Origin of the sequence: Listeria goaensis, assembly GCF_900186125.1 — a bacterium.
Classification (GTDB): domain Bacteria; phylum Bacillota; class Bacilli; order Lactobacillales; family Listeriaceae; genus Listeria; species Listeria goaensis.
Genome location: NZ_FYBQ01000009.1, coordinates 19,316 through 38,946, shown reverse-complemented (window position 1 = coordinate 38,946; position 19,631 = coordinate 19,316). Strand labels below are relative to the sequence as shown.

Genomic DNA, 19,631 nt, shown 5'->3' with positions numbered 1-19,631 from the left:
ATATGGTTACAATTCGCGTTGCTGAAAAAAAGGATGCCGAAAATATTATTCGTTATTTAAACGGTGTTGGGGGAGAAACTTCATTTTTAACTTTTGGGAAAAATGAATTTTTAGTTTCCCGTTCAGACGAAGAAGCCATCATCGAAGATTATTTTTATCATCAAAAGGCTTGTATGCTCGTGGCTTATGAACATGATGAGCTAATTAGCGTTGGGCTTGTGATTGTGCCGCCTAAAGAGCGAATGGCGCACCGCGGGGAGATTTCACTTTCTGTGAAAAAAGCGTTTTGGGGACAAGGAATCGGCTCGCAAATGCTGGAGGCGCTTGTCCATTCGGCCGAAACAGCCGGTCTGCACATTTTGACGCTTGAAGTTGTGAGTGAGAACCGAGCTGCCTTTCTGTTATATAAAAAATTCGGATTTAATGTGGCGGGGGAGTATCCCGATTATTTCCGCGTTCACGACAAGTTCTATGCGGTGACACTAATGTACCGCACATTAAAAAACTAGGCTTTGAGATTCCAAAGCCTAGTTTTGCGCGACACGTTTAAGTTATAGTATTTTTAACGTAATTCAATTAAACGATCTTTTAGTTCTTGTTCCATAGAAACGAGTTCTTTTTCTGCTGCAGCACGTTTAGCACGGCCTTCTTGTTGAATTTTAAGTGTTTCTTGCAGTGTTTCAATTAAACTTGATTGCGTATGTTTAAGCGTTTCGATATCCACGATACCTCTTTCGTTTTCACGCGCAGTTTCAATCGCGTTTGTTTTCAGCATGTCAGCATTGCGTTTCAGAAGTTCATTTGTCGTTTCAGAAACTTGACGTTGTGCTTCAACTGCTTGTTGTTGTCTTAAAAGTGTTAAGGCAATCGCCACTTGGTTTTTCCAAAGCGGAATAGCCGTCATAATGGACGATTGAATTTTTTCAGCTAACGCTTGGTTCGTATTTTGGATTAAACGAATTTGCGGTGCTTGTTGAATCGTAATCTGCCGACTAAGTTTTAAGTCATGCACACGTTTTTCAAGACGGTCAGCAAATTGCGTCAAATCATTCACTTCTTGGAAATCCATTTGATCGCCAGTTTCTTCAGCTTTTTTGCGAAGTTCAGGCAACAATTTATCATTGATTTCCTCAAGCTTCAATTCGCCAGCCGCGATATAAATATTCAAAGCTTGAAAATAATCTTTATTTTTATCATAAAGTTGCTCTAAGAAGGAGTTATCTTCCATCAAGCGTTTTTTCGAATGCTCTAGTTTTAAAGCAATTCGGTCGATTTGGGTGCCAATTTTTTGATATTTTGACGTGATTTCATTAATCGATTGTTTCACACGGTGAAACATTTTTGTGAAAATATTTTTATTGCGTGCAGCAAGCTCGTCTGGATCAGCTTCTTGCAGTCGATACATCAAGTCGCTAATGATATCCCCAATCGGACCAACATCTTGCTTCTGCACGTGGGCGAGCATTGAGTGCGAAAAATCATGAAGTTTCGCTTGAGCAGGTGCACCGTATCCAAGAATGGCCGCCTGATTTCCCGCATCAATTTGTTTGCTCAGTTCAAGAGCCTGACGTTTATTGCTTTCAGGAAGCATATCTACGAGGCGAGGCGCCGCGTCATTTTCGCTATTCGTAATGCTCGTGTTTTTTGTATCATCCATTCCGAATGGATTGCTAAGTAAATCATCTAATGTATGATTCATATCTTTCTCAAGTAATTCAGTTTGATTTAATTCTTTTTTTTCACTGTTCTCACTCATGTTTCGAGCTCCTTTCGAACTTTTGTTTTTGCTTGGAAATTGAGTTTTTAGCAACTTCAAGCTCAAAATCAAGACTGTTAACATCTTGATTAAGGAGTGTAAACAAATCCTTTTCAATCACACGGCTCAAATCATTTAAAAGTGAGCGAGTGTCTGACAAAGTTTGATAGATTTTTTTATCTTTAACAGGTTGGCTCTCAAGAAAAGCATATTTCTCAGTAAGTTCTACAAGTGAATCAAGGTGGGAGAAGAAGAAATCTTCCGCTTCGTAAAAACGTTTTGGTTCATCTTTTACAATCCCATAGATTCTTTTCGCCAGTTGAAGTGTTTTGTTACGTTCTTGAAAAGAATAGAGTCCTTTATTTGTAGACATGATTTTTTGAAGGCGCATTATTTTAAGACGCGCTTCCTCTAAATTTGAGCGAATATATTTGAATTCTTTTTTTGTTAAACCTGTCTTTTCGGTTAAAGCTTGGTCACCTGCTTTTGCAGAAAAGAAAAACAGAATAGAAGCTACAGCAATGGTGATTAAAGCAATCAGAAGCCAGCTACTCTTTAAGATGGCTGAAAGAATACCGAATAACACGATGACGATAAAAATGGAACCTGTAAACGCCATAATCTTTTTAAATGTAGTCATTGTTTATCTTCTCCTTCAGATACCTATTCTAAAAAATAAATTTATGTAATCTCTTGGGATTACTTACTTTCATTATACAAGATTTTTTCTTTTTAGAAAGGATGTTTGATTTGACTTCATCATACCATAATTGAAGAAATGATGTTATCAGTCGTGCGATGTAAATTCATCTCGGACCAAATTTTATGTTAAAATATATAAATAGAAAGAAGGTGCTCTAAATGAAGGATTTAGAAGAAAAAACAATTAGTGAGGAAACCATTTTTAAAGGACGTGTTGTGGAGCTTTCTGTAGCAAATGTGCGCCTTCCAAACGGTAAAATCGCGAAAAGAGAGCTCATTAAACATCCGGGAGCAGTGGGGATTATTCCGATTACACACGATGGGAAAATTGTTATGGTCGAGCAATATCGTAAACCTTTAGAGAAAACAGTCGTTGAAATTCCAGCAGGTAAAATGGAAGTAAATGAACCAAAAGAAGAAACAGCACAACGTGAACTAGAAGAAGAAACAGGCTATAAGGCAAGTGGACTAGAGTTATTAACTTCTTTTTACACGGCACCAGGCTTTGCTGATGAAATTATCCATATTTATGTCGCACGAGGCTTACATAAACAAAATAAACCTTTAGCCCAAGATGATGATGAATTTATCAATGTTTTAGAAGTCACTTTAGATGAAGCCAAGCAGTTAATTGAAGAAGCTTCAATTTGCGATGCCAAAACAATGTTTGCAATTCAATATTTAGAGTTAGAACAATTAAAAGCAGAAGAACAGTAAAAGGTTGGGAAAATGTTATGCCCCCGAAAAGTTAGATTTTAGGTCTAACTTTTTTTGGTGGCTCAAAATTCCCAACCTTTTTTAGTGCATAAAATGCTCGTGATGTGTGCTAACCATTGCTTCTGGCGCCGCATTTGGATCCAAATATTTTTTCGCGCTATTGACAGCAATTGGACCTTCGTGAAGCCCCGCTGCAATAATTCGAATTTTTCTCGGATAGCAGGCGACATCGCCGCAAGCATAAATACCTGGCACAGTCGTCTGCATTTCTTTGTCGACTGTTATGCCCCATTCTTCAGTTGCAAATCCCCAGTCACGCATCGTACCAATATCGACTTCAACGCCGTGATTGACAAAAACCGCATCGCACATAACTTTTTTATTTTCCCCAGAATGCTTACAAGTTAATTCAATTTCTTTCAAATTTTCATCACCATGTAAGCTTGTAATCTCGTGGTGCAAATGTGTCGTAATACCAGAAGAATGAACGGCTTTCGCGCGTTCCTCATAGCCTTTGAAGTCATCGCCACGGTAAATAAGTTCAACACTTTTAGCAATCGGAAGAAGCATCAATGCTGCATCAAGCGCCGCATCGCCACCTCCTGAAATGACGACTTTCTTATCTCTAAGCTTTTCCAAATCGCGCAAATGATAGTGAATCTGTGCTGGGAAATTTTCCGCAAAACGAGCTTCGAGCGGATTCATTTTGTAAGTCCCGCTACCAACTGCAATAATAATCGTTTTGGTTAAATGAACGGTCCCGTCGTCCGTCTTAATATAGAAAGTGCCATCATTTTGTTTGACGACAGACGTTGCGCGGGTGTTTAAAACAAAGGTCGGATTAAACGTTTCCGCCTGTTTCGTAAAATTAGCGACTAAATCAGCACCGAGAATTTCAGGGATGCCGCCAATATCATGAATCAGCTTTTCAGGATAGAAGTAGCGAATTTTGCCGCCAACATCTGGTTCAGCATCAATAATTTTTGTTTTCATAGAACGAAGACCGCTATAAAATGCGGCATATAAACCGACTGGGCCGCCACCAATTATGGTGACATCAAATAGAGATGGCTTCAACATGATCAAGCTCCCTTACAACATCTTTAATTTCACAACCGTTACAAGTTTCATATGGCAGGCAAAGCGGTACGCCGCTTCTAGGGTCCATTAAAATATCGGCTTTAATATTAAAAACATCTTCTAAAATTTCGCAAGTCATCACTTCTTGAGGTGTTCCGCTTGCGGCAACTTGCCCGTTTTTGATGGCAATCATATGTTCAGCGTACCGTGAAGCATGGTTTAAATCATGTACGACCATAACGATGGTACGATTTTCAGTTTGATTTAACTGCTTCAAAATGTTCATCACATCTAATTGGTGTGTCATATCTAAAAAGGTAGTAGGTTCATCTAAAAATAAAATGGATGTATCTTGTGCAAGTGCCATCGCTATCCAAGCGCGTTGTCTTTGACCACCAGATAAGTTTTCAATAGGGCGGTCTTTAAACTCTTCAAGATTCGTCATTTTAAGCGCCCATTCAATCATATGTTGATCCTCTTTACTGCTGATTTTAAAACCAGTTTGATGAGGACTGCGGCCATAAGCAATGAGTTCATAAACCGTTAAGCCGCCGGGAGCTGTCGGATTTTGTGGCAAGATGGCAAGTTCCTTCGCAATTTGCTTTGTCGCGACTTGATGGATTTTTTTACCATCTAAAATGACATGTCCCTTACTTGGTTTCATAAGGCGAGACATTGTTTTTAAAATGGTAGATTTTCCAGAACCATTTGCGCCAACTAGGGCGGTAATTTTTCCCTTAGGAATAGATATATTTAATGAGTCAACAATAATTCGTTTATCATAAGCAATTTGCAGGTTTTCTGTATATAAGTTTTGCATAAAATCACTCCATTTATTTTAGTGATAATGATTCTCAATGAATTTAGTATAGACGTTTTAGGCGTAACTTTCAAGGCAAACTTTTAGGAAGTAAAAATTATAAATAATAATAATTATAAATAATCTTGATTTTTACTGTAAATGATAATCACTATAGACAGTTTTTGTAAATTATGTTATCGTTATAAACATAGTTATCTGAATGGAAATGCGGATATTTTTAGAGTGTTGAAATGTGAAGATACTCATTTCTAAATAATAATAATTCTAAATAATGGTTTCTGATTGAGAATATTTATTTTTAAAGGGAGGCGTCTATATGGAAGGTCGCATTAAACGAATTAAGGCTCAGCTTCATGATGCGAGTTATAAATTAACGCCGCAACGTGAAGCGACAGTTCGTGTTTTGCTGGAAAATGAAAAAGATCATTTAAGTGCAGAAGAAGTCTTTTTACGTGTGAAGAATATCGCGCCTGATACGGGCCTTGCAACGGTTTATCGGACGCTCGAACTTTTAACGGAGCTGCGTGTTGTCGATAAAATTAATTTTGGTGATGGCGTATCGCGTTATGATTTGCGTAAAGAAGGTGCCAAGCATTTCCATCATCACCTTGTTTGCTTAGAATGCGGATCGGTGGAAGAGATTCAAGAAGACTTGCTTGAAGATGTCGAGAAAATAATTGAACAGCGCTGGAATTTTCTTATTAAAGACCATCGTTTAACGTTTCAAGGTGTTTGTTCAGACTGCAAGAAAAAAAGCAAGAAATAGTTTGGGACTGCTACAAGAATGTAGTAGTTCTTTTTTAATTATATGAAAAAAACAACAATTTCGGAGTGAGCAGATAAAAGTTCACCAGAAAAGGGTTTCATGTTAAAATGAATGGGCAGGAGGCGAGAAAATGAACGATTTAATTGAGGATTTTTTGCATTTTTTATCTGTTGAACGTGGTTTATCGATGAATACGCTTGCTGCCTATAAACGCGACTTGCTTTACTTTGCGAACTTCTACAAGGAAAAATCAAACGATGATGATTTTGAAAAGGTTGGGCGTGAAGATATTGTGGCATTTATTAGTGTGGCTAGAAATGACGGGAAGTCGCCGCGTACGGTGGCACGTTACATTGCATCACTTCGTTCGTTTTTTCATTTTTTACTTCATGATGGTAAAATTAAAGGCGATCCAATGATCCAAATTGAGACGCCAAAACAAGCGCAAAGTTTACCTAAAGTGCTTAGTCTTGCAGAGGTTGAGAAGCTGCTAGATGCGCCAAATACGAATACGCCGCTTGGCTTGCGCGACCAAGTGATGCTTGAGGTGCTTTATGCGACAGGGCTTCGTGTTACTGAGCTGGTGCAACTTAAAATGGATGACCTTCACTTACATATGGGCTTTATTCAAACGATTGGAAAAGGGAACAAAGAGCGTATCATTCCGCTTGGGAAAACGGCGACAACGGTTTTGGAAGAATATTTGCGAAACGGTCGACCAAAACTTAGGAAGTCTTCTAATCGAAATGATTTTGTCTTTTTGAATCATCACGGAAACGGGCTTACAAGGCAAGGGTTTTGGAAAATTTTGAAACAACTTGCGAAAAAGACGGGCATTGAAAAACCGATTACCCCGCATACGTTACGGCATTCATTTGCGACGCACTTACTTGAAAACGGGGCAGATTTGCGTTCTGTTCAAGAACTGCTTGGTCATTCAGATATTTCGACGACACAAATTTATACACATGTAACAAAGGCGCGTTTAAAAGATGTCTACAAAGAGTTTCATCCGCGCGCATAAATTATAGAAGGGCGATGAGGAAATGGTTGAAAAGTTTAAACGTATTCACGTTGTTGTGATGGATTCAGTTGGGATTGGTGAGGCGCCGGATGCGGCCGAATTTGACGATTTTGGTGTCGATACATTTGGTCATATTGCTGAACACATGAAAGGCTTACACATGCCAGAAATGGGCAAACTGGGCCTCTCCAACATTGAACCCGTTTTAGGCATAGAAAAAGAAGAGAAACCACTTGCCTACTTTACGAAAATGCAAGAAGCGTCGCGTGGGAAAGACACGATGACCGGGCACTGGGAAATTATGGGACTGTACATTGATACGCCTTTCCGTGTATTTCCTGACGGCTTTCCGGATGCGCTAATTAAGCAGATTGAAGATAAGACGGGGCGGAAAGTAATTGGCAATAAACCTGCTAGCGGTACGGAAATTTTAGATGAGCTCGGCGAGGAACAAATGAAAACCGGCGCACTAATTGTGTACACATCTGCTGATTCGGTGCTGCAAATTGCGGCGCATGAGGATATTATCCCGCTTGAAGAGCTTTACGAAATCTGTGAGTTTTGTCGAGAAATTACGCTTGACGACCCTTACATGCTAGGGCGAATTATTGCACGACCTTATGTCGGGGAACCAGGCGCGTTTAAACGGACGGCGAATCGCCACGACTACGCACTTAAGCCATTTAAACCAACTGTTATGAATGCGCTAAAAGACGGTGGAAAGGATGTCATTGCGATTGGCAAGATTTCCGATATTTTTGACGGGGAAGGCGTCACAGAATCCATCCGTACGAAGTCTAATATGGACGGAATGGACCAACTTGTACAAGTTTTAGACAAACCGTTTGAAGGTATGAGTTTTCTCAATTTAGTTGATTTTGACGCGTTATTCGGTCATCGCCGCGATCCAGAAGGCTACGGACGTGCACTTGAAGAATTCGATGCACGACTTCCAGAAGTATTTGAAAAAATGGCGGAAGACGATTTATTAATGATTACAGCGGATCATGGAAATGATCCCACTTACCGCGGCACCGATCATACGCGTGAATATGTACCACTTCTTGTGTATTCCAAACGCTTTAAAGATGGCGGAAAAGCGTTACCACTTCGCGAAACTTTTGCAGACTTAGGTGCAACGGTTGCTGAAAACTTCGCTGTTAAAATGCCTGAATATGGTAAAAGTTTTTTACACGACTTAAAATAATAGAAAAGAAGGAGTAAAGACATGAGCACTCAAAAAGTGAACGAAGCAGTAGCAAAAATTAGAGAAAGTTATCAAGAACGTCCAACAATTGGACTCATTCTCGGTTCCGGGTTAGGCGTTTTGGCAGATGAAATTGTAAATCCTGTTCAATTATCTTATGATCAAGTGCCACATTTCCCAGTTTCAACGGTAGAAGGGCATGCTGGCCAATTTGTTTTCGGTGAACTTCAAAATAAGCGAGTTGTTGCGATGCAAGGACGCTTTCACTTTTATGAAGGCTATTCCATGCAAGACGTTACGTTCCCTGTTCGCGTGATGAAGGAGCTTGGCGTCGAAATTTTGATTGTGACAAATGCGGCTGGCGGTGTGAACGAGCTTTACAAAGCGGGCGATTTGATGCTGATTTCCGACCATATTAATTTTACGGGAACCAATCCTCTTATTGGAAAAAATGAAGACCATTTTGGCCCCCGCTTTCCGGATATGTCAGAAGCATATCAACTTTCGTTACGCGAAACAGCAAGAAAACTGGCAAACAAATTGGAAATTAACATTCAAGAAGGCGTCTATGCAGGCTTCAGCGGTCCAACATATGAAACGCCAGCCGAAATTCGCATGATGCGCACACTGGGCGCTGACGCCGTTGGAATGTCGACGGTTTCGGAAGTCATTGTGGCAAGACACGCTGGCATGCGCGTTTTAGGGATTTCTTGCATTACAAATATGGCGGCAGGAATTTTAGACCAGCCGTTATCTCACGCCGAAGTTATTGAAACCACTGACAAAGTTAGAAGCACATTTTTAACATACGTCAAAGCAATTGTTGGCGAATTAAATTAATAGGCGTATTCGATACCTTTACTTTTTTAGTAAAGGTATTTTTATTTAGATTGTTATTGTTTCCGAAGTGCCCTTTATGCTACTATAGTAAAGAACTTAAATTAAATTTCTTTGGTAAAGGTGGGGGATAGGCGTGACATTTGAACGTTTTGGGACTATGAATGTGAATACGGAAGGACATCTAGAAATCGGAGGGGTAGACACATTAAAGTTAGTCGAAGAATTTGGAACCCCTTTATACGTCTATGATGTAGCGCTAATTCGTGAGCGTGCCAGAGGATTTAAGAAAACATTTGAAAAGTTAGGCGTTCGTGCGCAGGTGGCCTATGCAAGTAAAGCATTTTCTTCCATTGCGATTTATGAACTTATGGCAGAGGAAGGCTTATCGCTTGATGTTGTATCAGGCGGTGAACTTTATACGGCGATGAAAGCGAATTTCCCACCTGAACGGATTCATTTCCACGGGAATAATAAAACGGCGGAAGAAATTGAAATGGCGATTGACTATGGCATTGGCTGTATCGTGGTCGATAATTATTATGAAATTGAATTGTTAAAGGAAATACTTGAAAAACGGGCGACTAAAATGCCTGTTTTAGTTCGTGTAACTCCTGGAATTGAAGCGCACACGCATGATTACATATTGACGGGGCAAGATGATTCAAAATTTGGTTTTGGTTTAACAAATGGTCAAGCGGAAGAGGCCATTAAACGCATTTTGGCTGCACCGAATCAATTTGATTTAATCGGGCTTCATTGCCACATTGGTTCCCAAATTTTTGAAACAACAGGGTTTATTATGGCTGCTCATCGCATTATGGAAAAACTGGTGGAGTGGCATGACACATTGCAGTTTGACTCACAAGTTTTAAACTTAGGTGGTGGATTTGGTGTCCGTTATACGGAAGAGGACAAGCCGCTTGAGCCTTCTGAATATGTGAAGGAAATTATCCAAGAAGTGAAGAAAATGGCGAATGAAAATGGGTTGCGCGTTCCTGAAATTTGGATTGAACCGGGCCGCTCGTTAGTGGGGGAAGCGGGAACGACCCTTTATAAAATTGGTTCTAGAAAAGAAGTTCCGGGTGTTAGAGAATATGTTGCGGTTGACGGTGGCATGAGTGATAATATTCGTCCTGCGCTTTACGAGGCACATTATGAAGCTGTGCTTGCGAATGCACCACTACTTGAGACTGAAGAAACTGTTTCAATTGCTGGGAAATGTTGTGAGTCTGGTGACATGTTAATTTGGGATTTGCCGCTTCCAAAATCAAATTCTGGTGATGTGCTAGCGGTATTTTGTACAGGAGCCTACGGTTATGCGATGGCAAGCAACTATAATCGCATTCCACGTCCGCCAGTTGTATTTGTGGAAAATGGTAACGCAAAACTTGTTGTGCGACGCGAATCGTATGAAAATCTAGTGCAAAACGATTTACCGTGGTGAACGCATGATGGAAATGAATTTTAAAGTAGAGGCATTTGAAGGGCCACTTGACTTACTTTTACATCTTATTGGCAAATTGGAAGTGGATATTTATGATATTCCAGTTGCTGAAATTACTGAGCAATATATGGAATACATTCATACAATGCAATTTTTGGAGTTAGATGTGGCAAGCGAATACTTGGTTATGGCGGCTACGCTACTTGCGATTAAAAGTAAGATGTTACTACCAAAACAAGAGCTTGAAGAAGATTTTGACGAGTTTGATCCGGAACTTGACCCGCGTGATGAGTTGATTGAACGTTTAATGGAATATAAACGTTATAAAGAAGCGGCGAAAGATTTAAAGGAAAAGGAAAACGAACGCAGTTTCTACTTTAGTAAAGCGCCGATGGATTTAGGCGAATATGATGATGGCACAACTTCGGTGGAGCTTGACGTGACGCTAAACGATATGCTGGGGGCTTTCAATAAGTTACTGCGTCGGCAAAAACTCAATAAGCCGCTTCATACGCGTATCACCACACAGGAAATTTCTATCGACGCCCGTATGGATGAAGTTTTAGAGAAGCTAAATCAAGTTAAAGGGAAAATGAAATTCGATGATTTGTTCGAAAAAGGAACGAAAGACCAGCTTGTCGTAACTTTTCTTGCACTGCTCGAATTGATGAAGCGAAAATTAATTTCGGTTGAGCAATCTGGAAGCTTAGAAGACTTGTATGTAGAAGGTAGAGGGGAAATTAGTGAATAAAGAGCAACAAATTGGCGTGTTAGAAAGCTTGCTTTTTGCGGCAGGTGATGAGGGGCTTTCGACAAAGCAATTAACGGAAACGATGGAAATCACCTATATTGAAGCATTGAACTTGCTGGAGAGCCTCGGGGAACGCTATGAACAGGACGATTCTCGTGGCCTTATTCTTCTTGAACTTGCTGGGTCTTTTCAGCTTGCTACGAAAAAAGAGCATGCTGAATACTTGCGCAAATTGGTGGAGGCACCACACTCAGGCTCTCTTTCACAAGCTTCTCTTGAAACGCTTGCGATTATTGCGTATAACCAACCGATTACACGTATGGAAGTTGATGAAGTTCGTGGTGTGAAAACGGATGGTCCAATACGCACGCTTGTCGCTAAAGGACTCATAACGGATAGAGGTCGAGCAGACGGAGCTGGCCGTGCCAAGTTATACGTCACAACAAGCGAATTTTTAGATGCCTTTGGTTTGAGTAGTATTGAAGAGCTGCCAAAACTTGCAGAACCTTCGGCGGAACCGGAACAAGATGAATTGGATCTGTTTTTTGATAAATTTAACCGAACGGAGGAAGACGAATAATGGAAAGATTGCAAAAAGCGATTGCAAATGCAGGGGTGACTTCAAGACGAAAAGCAGAAGTGCTTATCCAAGAAGGTAAAGTAAAAGTGAACGGGAAAGTCGTAAAGGAATTAGGCGTGAAGGTCAGTGGTTCTGACCGTATCGAAGTAGAAGGTATTGAAATTACAAAAGAAATTCATCGTTATTTTTTATTTTATAAGCCTAGGGGTGTCGTGTCTGCTGTAACAGATGATAAAGGGCGAAAAGTTGTTTCGGACTATTTTTTGGATATTGAAGAGAGGCTTTATCCAGTGGGAAGACTTGATTATGAAACTTCGGGGTTACTTCTCATGACAAATGACGGAGAATTTGCTAATCTATTAATGCATCCAAAATTTAAAGTGGAGAAAAGATACATTGCTCGCTTAAAAGGAATTCCTGAAAAGGTGGCGCTTAGAAATTTAGAACGCGGTGTTATCATTGATGGAAGAAAGACGGCGCCAGCCAAAGTGAGAATGCGATCTTTTGATAAAGGAAAAAGTAAATCAATTGTTGAAATTACTATTCATGAAGGTAGAAATCGCCAAGTAAGAAAAATGTTTGAAGCAATTGGTCATCCAGTTCAAAAACTTTCACGTGAAGGTTATGCCTTTTTAGATTTAAGAGGAATGAACGCTGGAGAAAGGCGAGAGCTTAGTCATCATGAAGTTAAACAATTGCAAGCATTTGCCAAATTCGGTCAAAAACCTTCTGGACAATGATAGTTTTTTTCGACAAAGAAAAGTTTCTAATAGCTTGTTTTTAAAAAAACATGTATAATTTAATAGACAAGCTATTTAATAAAGTAGTAAAGGCACTAAAAGAGTATGTGGGTACTATTTTAGCTGCTTATAAAGTTAATCGTGCAGAATGATTCTCTCTAACAGAGTAGATGAAATGCAAATGAGAATGTGGGGGATGAGTACTTATGAGTGATCAAGTAAAAGTGCTTGTTGTTGACGATGAAGATCGTATTCGTCGGCTCTTGAAAATGTATTTGGAAAGAGAAAATTTTCGTATTGAAGAGGCAAGTGATGGTGATCAAGCACTTCATATGGCCTTAAACAATAATTACGAAGTGATATTGCTCGATTTAATGATGCCAGGAAAAGATGGTATCGAAGTTTGTAGAGAACTACGTGAGTATAAGGCGACACCAGTCGTTATGCTAACGGCAAAAGGCGAAGAGGCAAATCGCGTGCAAGGATTTGAAGTGGGGGCAGATGATTATATTGTAAAGCCATTCAGTCCAAGAGAAGTTGTACTACGCGTTAAGGCTGTTCTTCGGCGCGCAAAACAACAAGACAAAAATTTGTTTTCTGCTACGCCTGGGGATATGATTAATTTCCCTCACCTTAGCATCGATAATGAAGCACACCGAGTTATTGTTGATGGGACTGAAATTAATTTAACACCAAAAGAATATGATTTGTTATATTACTTAGCTAAATCACCAGATAAAGTTTTTGATCGCGAATCACTTTTAAAAGAAGTTTGGCGATATGAATTCTTTGGGGATTTGCGTACAATTGATACACATGTAAAACGTTTAAGAGAAAAATTACTTGATGTTTCTGAAGATGCTGCCAAAATGATTGTAACGGTTTGGGGGCTGGGCTATAAATTTGAAGTCCCAGAAGATTAAGTAAAATAGATGGACAGGTTGAATCGGTTGTGATGGACAACCTTCAAAACCTGTTCATTTTTAGGTTAAAGGGAGGCTTAGTGGGATGAAGTTATGGAATAGCATCGTCGGAAAGATTTGGAGCACAATTATTTTACTTCTAATTGGTGTCCTTGTCATTTGCGGTTTTTTAGTTGCGGTTATTTATGAAAAAAATAATTTCAATGAGATTAAAGCTGAGCTAGACCAAGATGCATCTAAAATCATTGGTGTTATGCATAAAAATGATGCCTTTATTACTGATAACGGGATTGGTAGCGAATCGCTCACGCTACTTGATGATACGATAGGTGTTATTATTTCTAGCGATGGTGAAAGCGTTTATACAAGGCAGTCAACTGATAAGATTTCTAATAATTCTATAGAAAGATTAACGCACAACAAAAAGATTAATGAAGCCTTGGCTGAAAAAGATGAGCCTTTAGAAATGAAATATGATTTTAAAGACAAAGATATGAATTATCCGGTGCAACTCTATGTGAAAAAATTCCAATTGGATAACGGTGAAAGTGGTGTGCTTTATATTTATAAATCATTCCATGATATTTTAAGTGTGACAAAACAAGCAACTAGAACGCTTATATTGGCTGGATTAGGCGCGATTTTAATTACGTCATTCTTATCGTTTGTCTTTTCTTCCAGAATGGCGTTCCCACTTCGGGAGATGAAAAAGATAGCAGTTGCTGTTTCACGGGGGAATTTTGATAATCGTGTGCCGAGCTATACGCATGATGAAATTGGTGATTTGGGACTGGCGTTCAATAATATGGCACAGCAGTTGAAATATAATATTAGTGCACTTCGCCAAGAAAAAGAACAATTATCGAATATTTTAGTTGGAATGGCAGATGGGGTTATAAAATTTAATATCGATAAAACGATTATTTTAAGTAATCCACCAGCTGAAGAATTTTTGCATAACTGGTTTTTCTCTAATGAAAACAACGAGAAAGTTTTAATTCCTAAAAAATTAGAAGAGATGCTTGATGAGATTTTGCGCAGTCGAGATGAACAAGTTGGCGAAATTACGTTTGGAGATCAGACGTATGTAGCGATTTTAACGTTGCTTTATAACGGAGAAAATGTTCGTAGTATTGTAGCTGTTATTCGTGATATGACCGAAGAGAAGCGACTTGAGAAAATGAAAAGCGATTTTGTTAGCAATATCTCGCATGAACTTAGAACGCCGATTTCTATGTTGCAAGGTTATAGTGAGGCGATTATTGATGGTGTTGCTCAAACAGATGAGGAAGTACGGGAGTTTGCACAAATTATTTATGAGGAGTCGCTTCGAATTGGCCGTCTAGTCAATGATATGCTAGACCTTGCACGAATGGAAGCAGGCTTTACACAGCTAGATAGGCGAGAAATGAAAATCGCACCGTTTATTTCAAAAGTTGTATCTAACTTCGAAGTTTTAGCAAAAGAAAATTTTGTTGAATTAAAAGTGGAGGTTGATGATAATGATTTAGTCTATTACTTCGATGTCGATCGTCTTGAGCAAGTGCTTATTAATTTAATCATGAATGCCATTCGTCACACCGGACGAGAAGGCTATCACGGCGTTGTCACCGTTCGTGAGCATGCTGATTATGCAAATGGGCAGTTGTTAGTTATTGTCAGTGACAATGGTAGCGGAATTCCAGAAGAGGATATCCCGTACTTGTTTGAACGCTTTTATAAAGCAGATAAAGCAAGAACGCGCAGCAAAGCAGGCACCGGAATTGGCTTAGCCATTGTTAAAAACATCGTGGAGGCACATAATGGTAATATTACAGTAGAAAGTACAGTAGGCGTAGGCTCATCGTTCATTATTAGCCTGCCGCTAAAAAGGAGTTAGTTAAATTGTCCAATCGAGAACAAAAATTTTGCAAAGAATCCCGTGTTATTAAAACAAGCCGTGTGTTTCCACAAGATACAAATAACCATAGCACCCTTTTTGGGGGAAAACTGATGACGTATATTGACGACACAGCGTCGATTAGTGCGTCTAGACACTGCCGTGTTGGCATTGTTACGGCTTCAACCGATTCAGTTGACTTTCTTCGTCCCATTAAAAGTGATCATTCTGTTTGTCTTGAATCATATGTGGCAGCAGTTGGACGTTCTTCAATGGAAATTTTCGTTAAGGTGATTTCTGAAAACTTAAAGACAGGCGATCGCTATTTAGCGGCCACATCATTTTTGACTTTTGTTGCCATTGATGATGACGGAAAAACAGTTGAAGTGCCGGAAGTAGTGCCGGAAAGTGCTGAAGAAAAAATGATTCATGCGGGGCGTGAGGCGCGGGCGAATGCCAGAAAAGAACGTCTAAAAGCAAGCCGAGTGCTTGCCGAATCATTAAATACCGAAGTCTTATGGCTATTTTAAACAAAAAAAGGTTGCTAATTTTTACTTTCATGGTAAAATATTAAATGATTCATCATCTTTTTGGTGAAAATAAAATATCGTTCATCTTCGGGGCAGGGTGTAATTCCCGACCGGTGGTAATAGTCCACGATCTGTTTTTAACAGGTGACTCTGGTGCAATTCCAGGACCGACAGTATAGTCTGGATGGGAGAGGATGTTGGCAGCCTTTTTGGCTTGTCTGCAAATGAACATTTACATGAGTTTGGCGTTTTTACGCCCAGCTTGTTTAGATATTCACAAACCTCTCTAATGCTAAAGATTAGAGAGGTTTTTTTGTTAGACGGTTAAATGGGCACCGTATTTTCTTTGGATGGACAAAAGAGGAGAGTTACTCATGAGAAATTACTCGATGAAAACTTTTGTTAGTGTTGCAGTGCTTGGTACGCTGGCCTTTGTCATTATGCTTTTGCAATTTCCACTTTTACCAAGTGCACCATTTTTAAAGCTGGATTTTAGTGATATTCCAGCGCTAATTGGTGGGTTAATGTTTGGACCGCTCGCCATCATTTTAATTGAACTCATTAAAAATGTTTTGGAATTTATCGTTTCTGGAAGCCCAGTTGGCGTGCCTGTAGGCGAAATCTCCAACTTCTTGTCTGGTATTTGTTTTACTTTACCGATTTATTATTTATTCCGTCATTTCCGTGAAACAAAAGGTCTTATTTTCGCGACTGGTGTTGGAACAATTTGTATGACGATAGTGTTGGCAATTTTCAACTACTTTGTATTATTGCCGTTTTATATAAAACTTGGTGGTCTTCCAGCGTCTACTGATGTATTCGGGCTTATCATAACGGCTATTATTCCATTTAATTTATTAAAGGGTGTAATTGTGAGTGCTGGCTTCTTGCTTCTTTATGCGCCAATGAAGAATTTCATTATTAAAAATCAATCGCCAAAAGAACGGAAAAAGCATGAAAAAAAGCGTCATGAGGTTCATAACGCTTAACTAGGAATCGAATCGATGCGGATTGCCATTAAACGGGCGGTCCGCTATTTTTATGGATAATGATGGGCAGTTTAATTCGGCTTCTGCTGCTTGGTCCTCGTCGCGTTCAAAAATCGGCTGTGTTCCCGAATTGTCATCAAGCAAATTAAACGCGAGCCCATCAGTATTATAGTCGAAAATTTGCGGCGCATGAAGCGCACAAGCTCCGCACGCAATGCAGGTGTCCTGGTCAACAATGGCGTATTTTCCCACTTGACCACCCCTTTCTGCCAAAATATAGATTAAGTATAACATATTTTTTTCAAAAAACAGATGTCGAACAAACGTTTCTATGTTATGATAACGAGAGAATGGAGGCGGAAATTTGGATAGACTAGATGAATATCTCCTATTTATGGTTCATACTTTTGGACGGGCACGGAAAAAGCCATTTTTATATGCGGTCGTAACCGGAAAACGAACGGGACAAGCGGTAACGGACACACACCTTTTTCGGGCTAAAAATTATTTTGGACTAGCCCCATTTTTAAAAGAAGAAGTGTTTTTGTTGCGGCTACACGGTTTAGAAGAAGCGGGATTCATTCGAATAGACGAATCAGGCGTTGTTCCCGTGACGGAATTAGATCCACCAACTTATTTTATTGAAAATGAATGGAATGGCTTTTTTATGCAAGATTTGCCACATCATTTTTTTGAGCATTTACTCCTCGCGGTGCAAGTTGTTAGCAATAAGCATCATCAAAATAGGCATTATTTGCCGATTGTGCGCAACAAAAAAACACAAATTTGGATAAAACGCTGGTTAAATCGGCATAAAAATGAACATGATTTAGCTGAAAAGCTATTTTTAGAATTAAAAATGTGGTTAGAGAGGCCGGATATTACATATCAAGATTTATACGTTGGACGCTTTTCAGGCGGCGACCGAATCGGCGAAACAGCGATGCAAATTTGTGAACGTTTGGAAGTGCCGCTCTGGAATGGCTATTTTGAATGGTTACGCGGTTTGCATGTGCTCCACGCTAAAAAAACAGATTTTCCCCTTTTAAGTGAATTCATGTGCGCGGATCAGGCGTTGCTTACGAAATCGGGCTTAGCGACATATGAATTGTTCCAAAGCGGGCAAACGTTTGAACAAATTGTGCAGCGGCGTAGGTTGAAAAAAAGCACAATTGAAGATCATTTTGTGGAAATTCAGGCGACTTTTCCGCATTTGACGGTCCCTTTTAGGCCAGATGATGCTGTGCTTTTGAAGCTTTCTGAACACTCCTTTTTAACTTTAAAGGAAATGAAAGAATTTATGCCAGACTTGAGTTATTTTGAGCTTAGACTTGCTGTCGTTTCCGAGGTGAAATCATGAATTTAGAGCTAGAGTTAAAGAATTATTTAGGTTTTGATACGTTTCGAAGCGGACAAAAGGAAATTATTGAGGCAGCGCTTTCTGGGCGTGATGTATTTGCGATGTTGCCGACTGGAACAGGGAAGACGCTCTGTTATCAATTAGCGGGGCATTTACTAGACGGGCTTGTGATTGTCGTTTCGCCGTTGTTAAGTTTAATGCAAGATCAGGTGGAGCGAATGCGCGCGGGCGGCGAAAAACGGGTCGCGGCATTAAATAGTTTTCTTTCTTTTCCGGAGAAAAAAGCGATTTTAGCGAATCTTAACGCGTATAAGTTTCTGTTTCTTTCGCCTGAAATGCTCGCTAGTGAGGAAATTCGGGCCGTGATTTTAAACCAAAAATTAGCCTTGTTTGTCATCGATGAAGCGCATTGTATTTCGCAGTGGGGGCACGATTTTCGGCCGGATTATTTATATTTAGGGGAGTTTCGTAAGCTGTCTAATTACCCGCCGACGATGATTTTAACGGCGACGGCGACAGAAATGGTTCGAGGGGATATTTTAAAACAATTACATATGGAAGAAATCGAGTCGTTTATTTATTCCGTGAACCGTCCGAATATCGCACTTTCCGTTCAAAAATTCAATGGAAGACAAGAAAAAATGGAAGCACTTCTAGAGTGGGTGCGTAAACTTTCTGGTCCTGGTATTCTATATTTTTCAAGCAAACGTTTGGCAGAAGAAGTCGCTTTTCAGTTGCGGAATGAGTTTCATTTGACGGCGGCGCATTATCATGGCGATATGGAAGCTTCCGACCGCATTGTTATTCAGCAACAGTTTGTCGCGGGTGTTTTAGACATCATTTGCGCCACGAGTGCTTTCGGAATGGGCATCGACAAACCGGATATTCGCTACGTCATTCATTATCACATGCCAGCTGATTTAGAAGCTTATGTTCAAGAAATTGGCCGGGCTGGGCGTGACGGCGAGCCAAGTCTTGCCATTTTGCTGTATGCAAACGGAGATGAAAATTTACAAAGACAACTTGCGGATAAAGATGCGCCTGATGTGGCGTTGCTAAAGCTTCCAGAAAATCTACGCGATACGCTTCCTGAAACCGAAAAAAGACTGCTAGACTACTTTGCCCGTTCTGGACTTTCCGAACAGGAAATTGTGACAAAAATGGAATACCGCAAAGCTTGGAAATTGGAAAACTTAAAGAAATTTATGGGGTACTTGCAAGAGTCAAGTTGTCGCCGGGAATACATTATGCGCTATTTTTCTGAGAAAGAACAACCTGTCAAATTACCTGGTACATGTTGTGACTTGGACGTTTTAGACTTAGAACCATATATGAAACAATTGGGAGAGGGACCTAGGCGACAAGCGTTTGACTGGGAAGCTATCCTCGGAAAATTGTTTTTAGAATGATTTTTTTAAAAGAAATTAGCTCTAAAGGTTGTTGAATGTTACGTTTATAGGTATAATTATTTCAGGGATGTTTCAATATCCATGTTAGTTTGGAACGAAGGAGGAACGTAG

At 39.8% G+C, this 19,631-nt stretch carries 21 protein-coding genes and 1 riboswitch; of the genes, 16 read left to right on the top strand and 5 right to left on the bottom strand.

Features of this window, described 5'->3' with window-relative positions:
• The first annotated feature begins 2 nt into the window (after positions 1–2).
• Positions 3–509 carry a GNAT family N-acetyltransferase gene (locus CFT42_RS10595; protein ID WP_088809609.1) on the top strand — a complete coding sequence of 169 codons (507 nt, stop codon included), beginning with the start codon at positions 3–5 and terminating at the stop codon, positions 507–509.
• A gap of 53 nt (positions 510–562) precedes the next feature.
• On the opposite strand, the gene CFT42_RS10590 is transcribed toward CFT42_RS10595, so the two are convergent.
• On the bottom strand, positions 563–1,756 hold the full coding sequence (locus CFT42_RS10590) for a toxic anion resistance protein (protein ID WP_088809610.1): 1,194 nt from the start codon (positions 1,754–1,756) through the stop codon (positions 563–565).
• Positions 1,749–2,396, bottom strand: a complete 648-nt coding sequence (locus CFT42_RS10585) for a 5-bromo-4-chloroindolyl phosphate hydrolysis family protein (RefSeq protein WP_088809611.1) — start codon at positions 2,394–2,396, stop codon at positions 1,749–1,751. Before CFT42_RS10585 ends, CFT42_RS10590 begins: the two co-directional genes overlap by 8 nt.
• A 221-nt stretch (positions 2,397–2,617) precedes the next feature.
• Here CFT42_RS10585 and CFT42_RS10580 point away from each other — a divergent pair, with 221 nt between their 5' ends.
• Complete coding sequence (locus CFT42_RS10580; RefSeq protein WP_088816113.1) at positions 2,618–3,175, top strand: NUDIX domain-containing protein; 558 nt, start codon at positions 2,618–2,620, stop codon at positions 3,173–3,175.
• 81 nt (positions 3,176–3,256) lie between these two features.
• Here CFT42_RS10580 and CFT42_RS10575 read toward each other — a convergent pair whose 3' ends face one another.
• Both CFT42_RS10575 and CFT42_RS10570 read right to left on the bottom strand, forming a co-directional pair.
• A complete protein-coding gene (locus CFT42_RS10575) occupies positions 3,257–4,255 on the bottom strand; it encodes an NAD(P)/FAD-dependent oxidoreductase (RefSeq protein WP_369821463.1) in 999 nt (332 codons plus the stop codon).
• Positions 4,233–5,075, bottom strand: coding sequence for an ABC transporter ATP-binding protein (locus CFT42_RS10570; RefSeq protein ID WP_088809613.1), 843 nt, complete (start codon positions 5,073–5,075; stop codon positions 4,233–4,235). Before CFT42_RS10570 ends, CFT42_RS10575 begins: the two co-directional genes overlap by 23 nt.
• A 319-nt stretch (positions 5,076–5,394) precedes the next feature.
• On the opposite strand from CFT42_RS10570, the gene fur reads away from it, so the two are divergent.
• The 12 genes from fur to CFT42_RS10510 all read left to right on the top strand — a co-directional run bounded on the left by fur (position 5,395) and on the right by CFT42_RS10510 (position 16,751).
• Positions 5,395–5,844 (top strand): ferric iron uptake transcriptional regulator, encoded by a 450-nt coding sequence (gene fur / locus CFT42_RS10565; RefSeq protein ID WP_088809614.1) that lies wholly within the window; start codon positions 5,395–5,397, stop codon positions 5,842–5,844.
• 130 nt (positions 5,845–5,974) lie between these two features.
• On the top strand, positions 5,975–6,868 hold the full coding sequence (xerD, locus tag CFT42_RS10560; protein ID WP_088816112.1) for a site-specific tyrosine recombinase XerD: 894 nt from the start codon (positions 5,975–5,977) through the stop codon (positions 6,866–6,868).
• Positions 6,869–6,890: 22 nt separating this feature from the next.
• Entirely contained in the window at positions 6,891–8,075 is a 1,185-nt protein-coding gene (gene deoB / locus CFT42_RS10555; RefSeq protein WP_088809616.1) for a phosphopentomutase, read from the top strand.
• 21 nt (positions 8,076–8,096) lie between these two features.
• On the top strand, positions 8,097–8,915 hold the full coding sequence (locus CFT42_RS10550) for a purine-nucleoside phosphorylase (RefSeq protein WP_088809617.1): 819 nt from the start codon (positions 8,097–8,099) through the stop codon (positions 8,913–8,915).
• A gap of 133 nt (positions 8,916–9,048) precedes the next feature.
• Entirely contained in the window at positions 9,049–10,359 is a 1,311-nt protein-coding gene (gene lysA / locus CFT42_RS10545) for a diaminopimelate decarboxylase (protein ID WP_088809618.1), read from the top strand.
• Positions 10,360–10,363: 4 nt separating this feature from the next.
• Positions 10,364–11,110, top strand: a complete 747-nt coding sequence (locus tag CFT42_RS10540; protein WP_088809619.1) for a segregation/condensation protein A — start codon at positions 10,364–10,366, stop codon at positions 11,108–11,110.
• Complete coding sequence (gene scpB / locus CFT42_RS10535; RefSeq protein ID WP_088809620.1) at positions 11,103–11,690, top strand: SMC-Scp complex subunit ScpB; 588 nt, start codon at positions 11,103–11,105, stop codon at positions 11,688–11,690. Before CFT42_RS10540 ends, scpB begins: the two co-directional genes overlap by 8 nt.
• Entirely contained in the window at positions 11,690–12,430 is a 741-nt protein-coding gene (locus tag CFT42_RS10530) for a pseudouridine synthase (protein ID WP_088816111.1), read from the top strand. The genes scpB and CFT42_RS10530 overlap by 1 nt, the downstream gene beginning before the upstream one ends.
• A gap of 206 nt (positions 12,431–12,636) precedes the next feature.
• Positions 12,637–13,353 (top strand): response regulator transcription factor, encoded by a 717-nt coding sequence (locus CFT42_RS10525; protein ID WP_088809622.1) that lies wholly within the window; start codon positions 12,637–12,639, stop codon positions 13,351–13,353.
• 85 nt (positions 13,354–13,438) lie between these two features.
• Positions 13,439–15,232, top strand: a complete 1,794-nt coding sequence (locus CFT42_RS10520; protein ID WP_088809623.1) for an ATP-binding protein — start codon at positions 13,439–13,441, stop codon at positions 15,230–15,232.
• Between the two features lie 5 nt (positions 15,233–15,237).
• Positions 15,238–15,762 (top strand): acyl-CoA thioesterase, encoded by a 525-nt coding sequence (locus tag CFT42_RS10515; RefSeq protein WP_088809624.1) that lies wholly within the window; start codon positions 15,238–15,240, stop codon positions 15,760–15,762.
• Positions 15,763–15,841: 79 nt separating this feature from the next.
• Positions 15,842–15,962, top strand: a riboswitch (FMN riboswitch).
• A 174-nt stretch (positions 15,963–16,136) separates the two neighbouring features.
• Positions 16,137–16,751 carry an ECF transporter S component gene (locus tag CFT42_RS10510; protein WP_088809625.1) on the top strand — a complete coding sequence of 205 codons (615 nt, stop codon included), beginning with the start codon at positions 16,137–16,139 and terminating at the stop codon, positions 16,749–16,751.
• Here CFT42_RS10510 and CFT42_RS10505 read toward each other — a convergent pair whose 3' ends face one another.
• Entirely contained in the window at positions 16,752–17,045 is a 294-nt protein-coding gene (locus tag CFT42_RS10505) for a ferredoxin (RefSeq protein WP_162859594.1), read from the bottom strand. It lies immediately after the preceding gene.
• 70 nt (positions 17,046–17,115) lie between these two features.
• Here CFT42_RS10505 and CFT42_RS10500 point away from each other — a divergent pair, with 70 nt between their 5' ends.
• Together CFT42_RS10500 and CFT42_RS10495 are read left to right on the top strand one after the other, a co-directional pair.
• On the top strand, positions 17,116–18,111 hold the full coding sequence (locus CFT42_RS10500; protein WP_088816109.1) for a YpbB family protein: 996 nt from the start codon (positions 17,116–17,118) through the stop codon (positions 18,109–18,111).
• The gene (locus CFT42_RS10495) at positions 18,108–19,520 is read left to right on the top strand and encodes a RecQ family ATP-dependent DNA helicase (protein WP_088809628.1); all 1,413 of its coding nucleotides are present in this window, start codon (positions 18,108–18,110) and stop codon (positions 19,518–19,520) included. Before CFT42_RS10500 ends, CFT42_RS10495 begins: the two co-directional genes overlap by 4 nt.
• The last annotated feature ends 111 nt before the right edge of the window (positions 19,521–19,631 follow it).

Bases quoted from the DNA above. Each gene is read 5' to 3' on its own strand.
- CFT42_RS10595 (WP_088809609.1), top strand. From the start codon at position 3: ATGGTTACAATTCGCGTTGCTGAAAAAAAGGATGCCGAAAATATTATT.
- CFT42_RS10590 (WP_088809610.1), bottom strand. From the start codon at position 1,756: ATGAGTGAGAACAGTGAAAAAAAAGAATTAAATCAAACTGAATTACTT.
- CFT42_RS10585 (WP_088809611.1), bottom strand. From the start codon at position 2,396: ATGACTACATTTAAAAAGATTATGGCGTTTACAGGTTCCATTTTTATC.
- CFT42_RS10580 (WP_088816113.1), top strand. From the start codon at position 2,618: ATGAAGGATTTAGAAGAAAAAACAATTAGTGAGGAAACCATTTTTAAA.
- CFT42_RS10575 (WP_369821463.1), bottom strand. From the start codon at position 4,255: ATGTTGAAGCCATCTCTATTTGATGTCACCATAATTGGTGGCGGCCCA.
- CFT42_RS10570 (WP_088809613.1), bottom strand. From the start codon at position 5,075: ATGCAAAACTTATATACAGAAAACCTGCAAATTGCTTATGATAAACGA.
- fur (WP_088809614.1), top strand. From the start codon at position 5,395: ATGGAAGGTCGCATTAAACGAATTAAGGCTCAGCTTCATGATGCGAGT.
- xerD (WP_088816112.1), top strand. From the start codon at position 5,975: ATGAACGATTTAATTGAGGATTTTTTGCATTTTTTATCTGTTGAACGT.
- deoB (WP_088809616.1), top strand. From the start codon at position 6,891: ATGGTTGAAAAGTTTAAACGTATTCACGTTGTTGTGATGGATTCAGTT.
- CFT42_RS10550 (WP_088809617.1), top strand. From the start codon at position 8,097: ATGAGCACTCAAAAAGTGAACGAAGCAGTAGCAAAAATTAGAGAAAGT.
- CFT42_RS10540 (WP_088809619.1), top strand. From the start codon at position 10,364: ATGATGGAAATGAATTTTAAAGTAGAGGCATTTGAAGGGCCACTTGAC.
- CFT42_RS10530 (WP_088816111.1), top strand. From the start codon at position 11,690: ATGGAAAGATTGCAAAAAGCGATTGCAAATGCAGGGGTGACTTCAAGA.
- CFT42_RS10525 (WP_088809622.1), top strand. From the start codon at position 12,637: ATGAGTGATCAAGTAAAAGTGCTTGTTGTTGACGATGAAGATCGTATT.
- CFT42_RS10520 (WP_088809623.1), top strand. From the start codon at position 13,439: ATGAAGTTATGGAATAGCATCGTCGGAAAGATTTGGAGCACAATTATT.
- CFT42_RS10510 (WP_088809625.1), top strand. From the start codon at position 16,137: ATGAGAAATTACTCGATGAAAACTTTTGTTAGTGTTGCAGTGCTTGGT.
- CFT42_RS10505 (WP_162859594.1), bottom strand. From the start codon at position 17,045: ATGTTATACTTAATCTATATTTTGGCAGAAAGGGGTGGTCAAGTGGGA.
- CFT42_RS10495 (WP_088809628.1), top strand. From the start codon at position 18,108: ATGAATTTAGAGCTAGAGTTAAAGAATTATTTAGGTTTTGATACGTTT.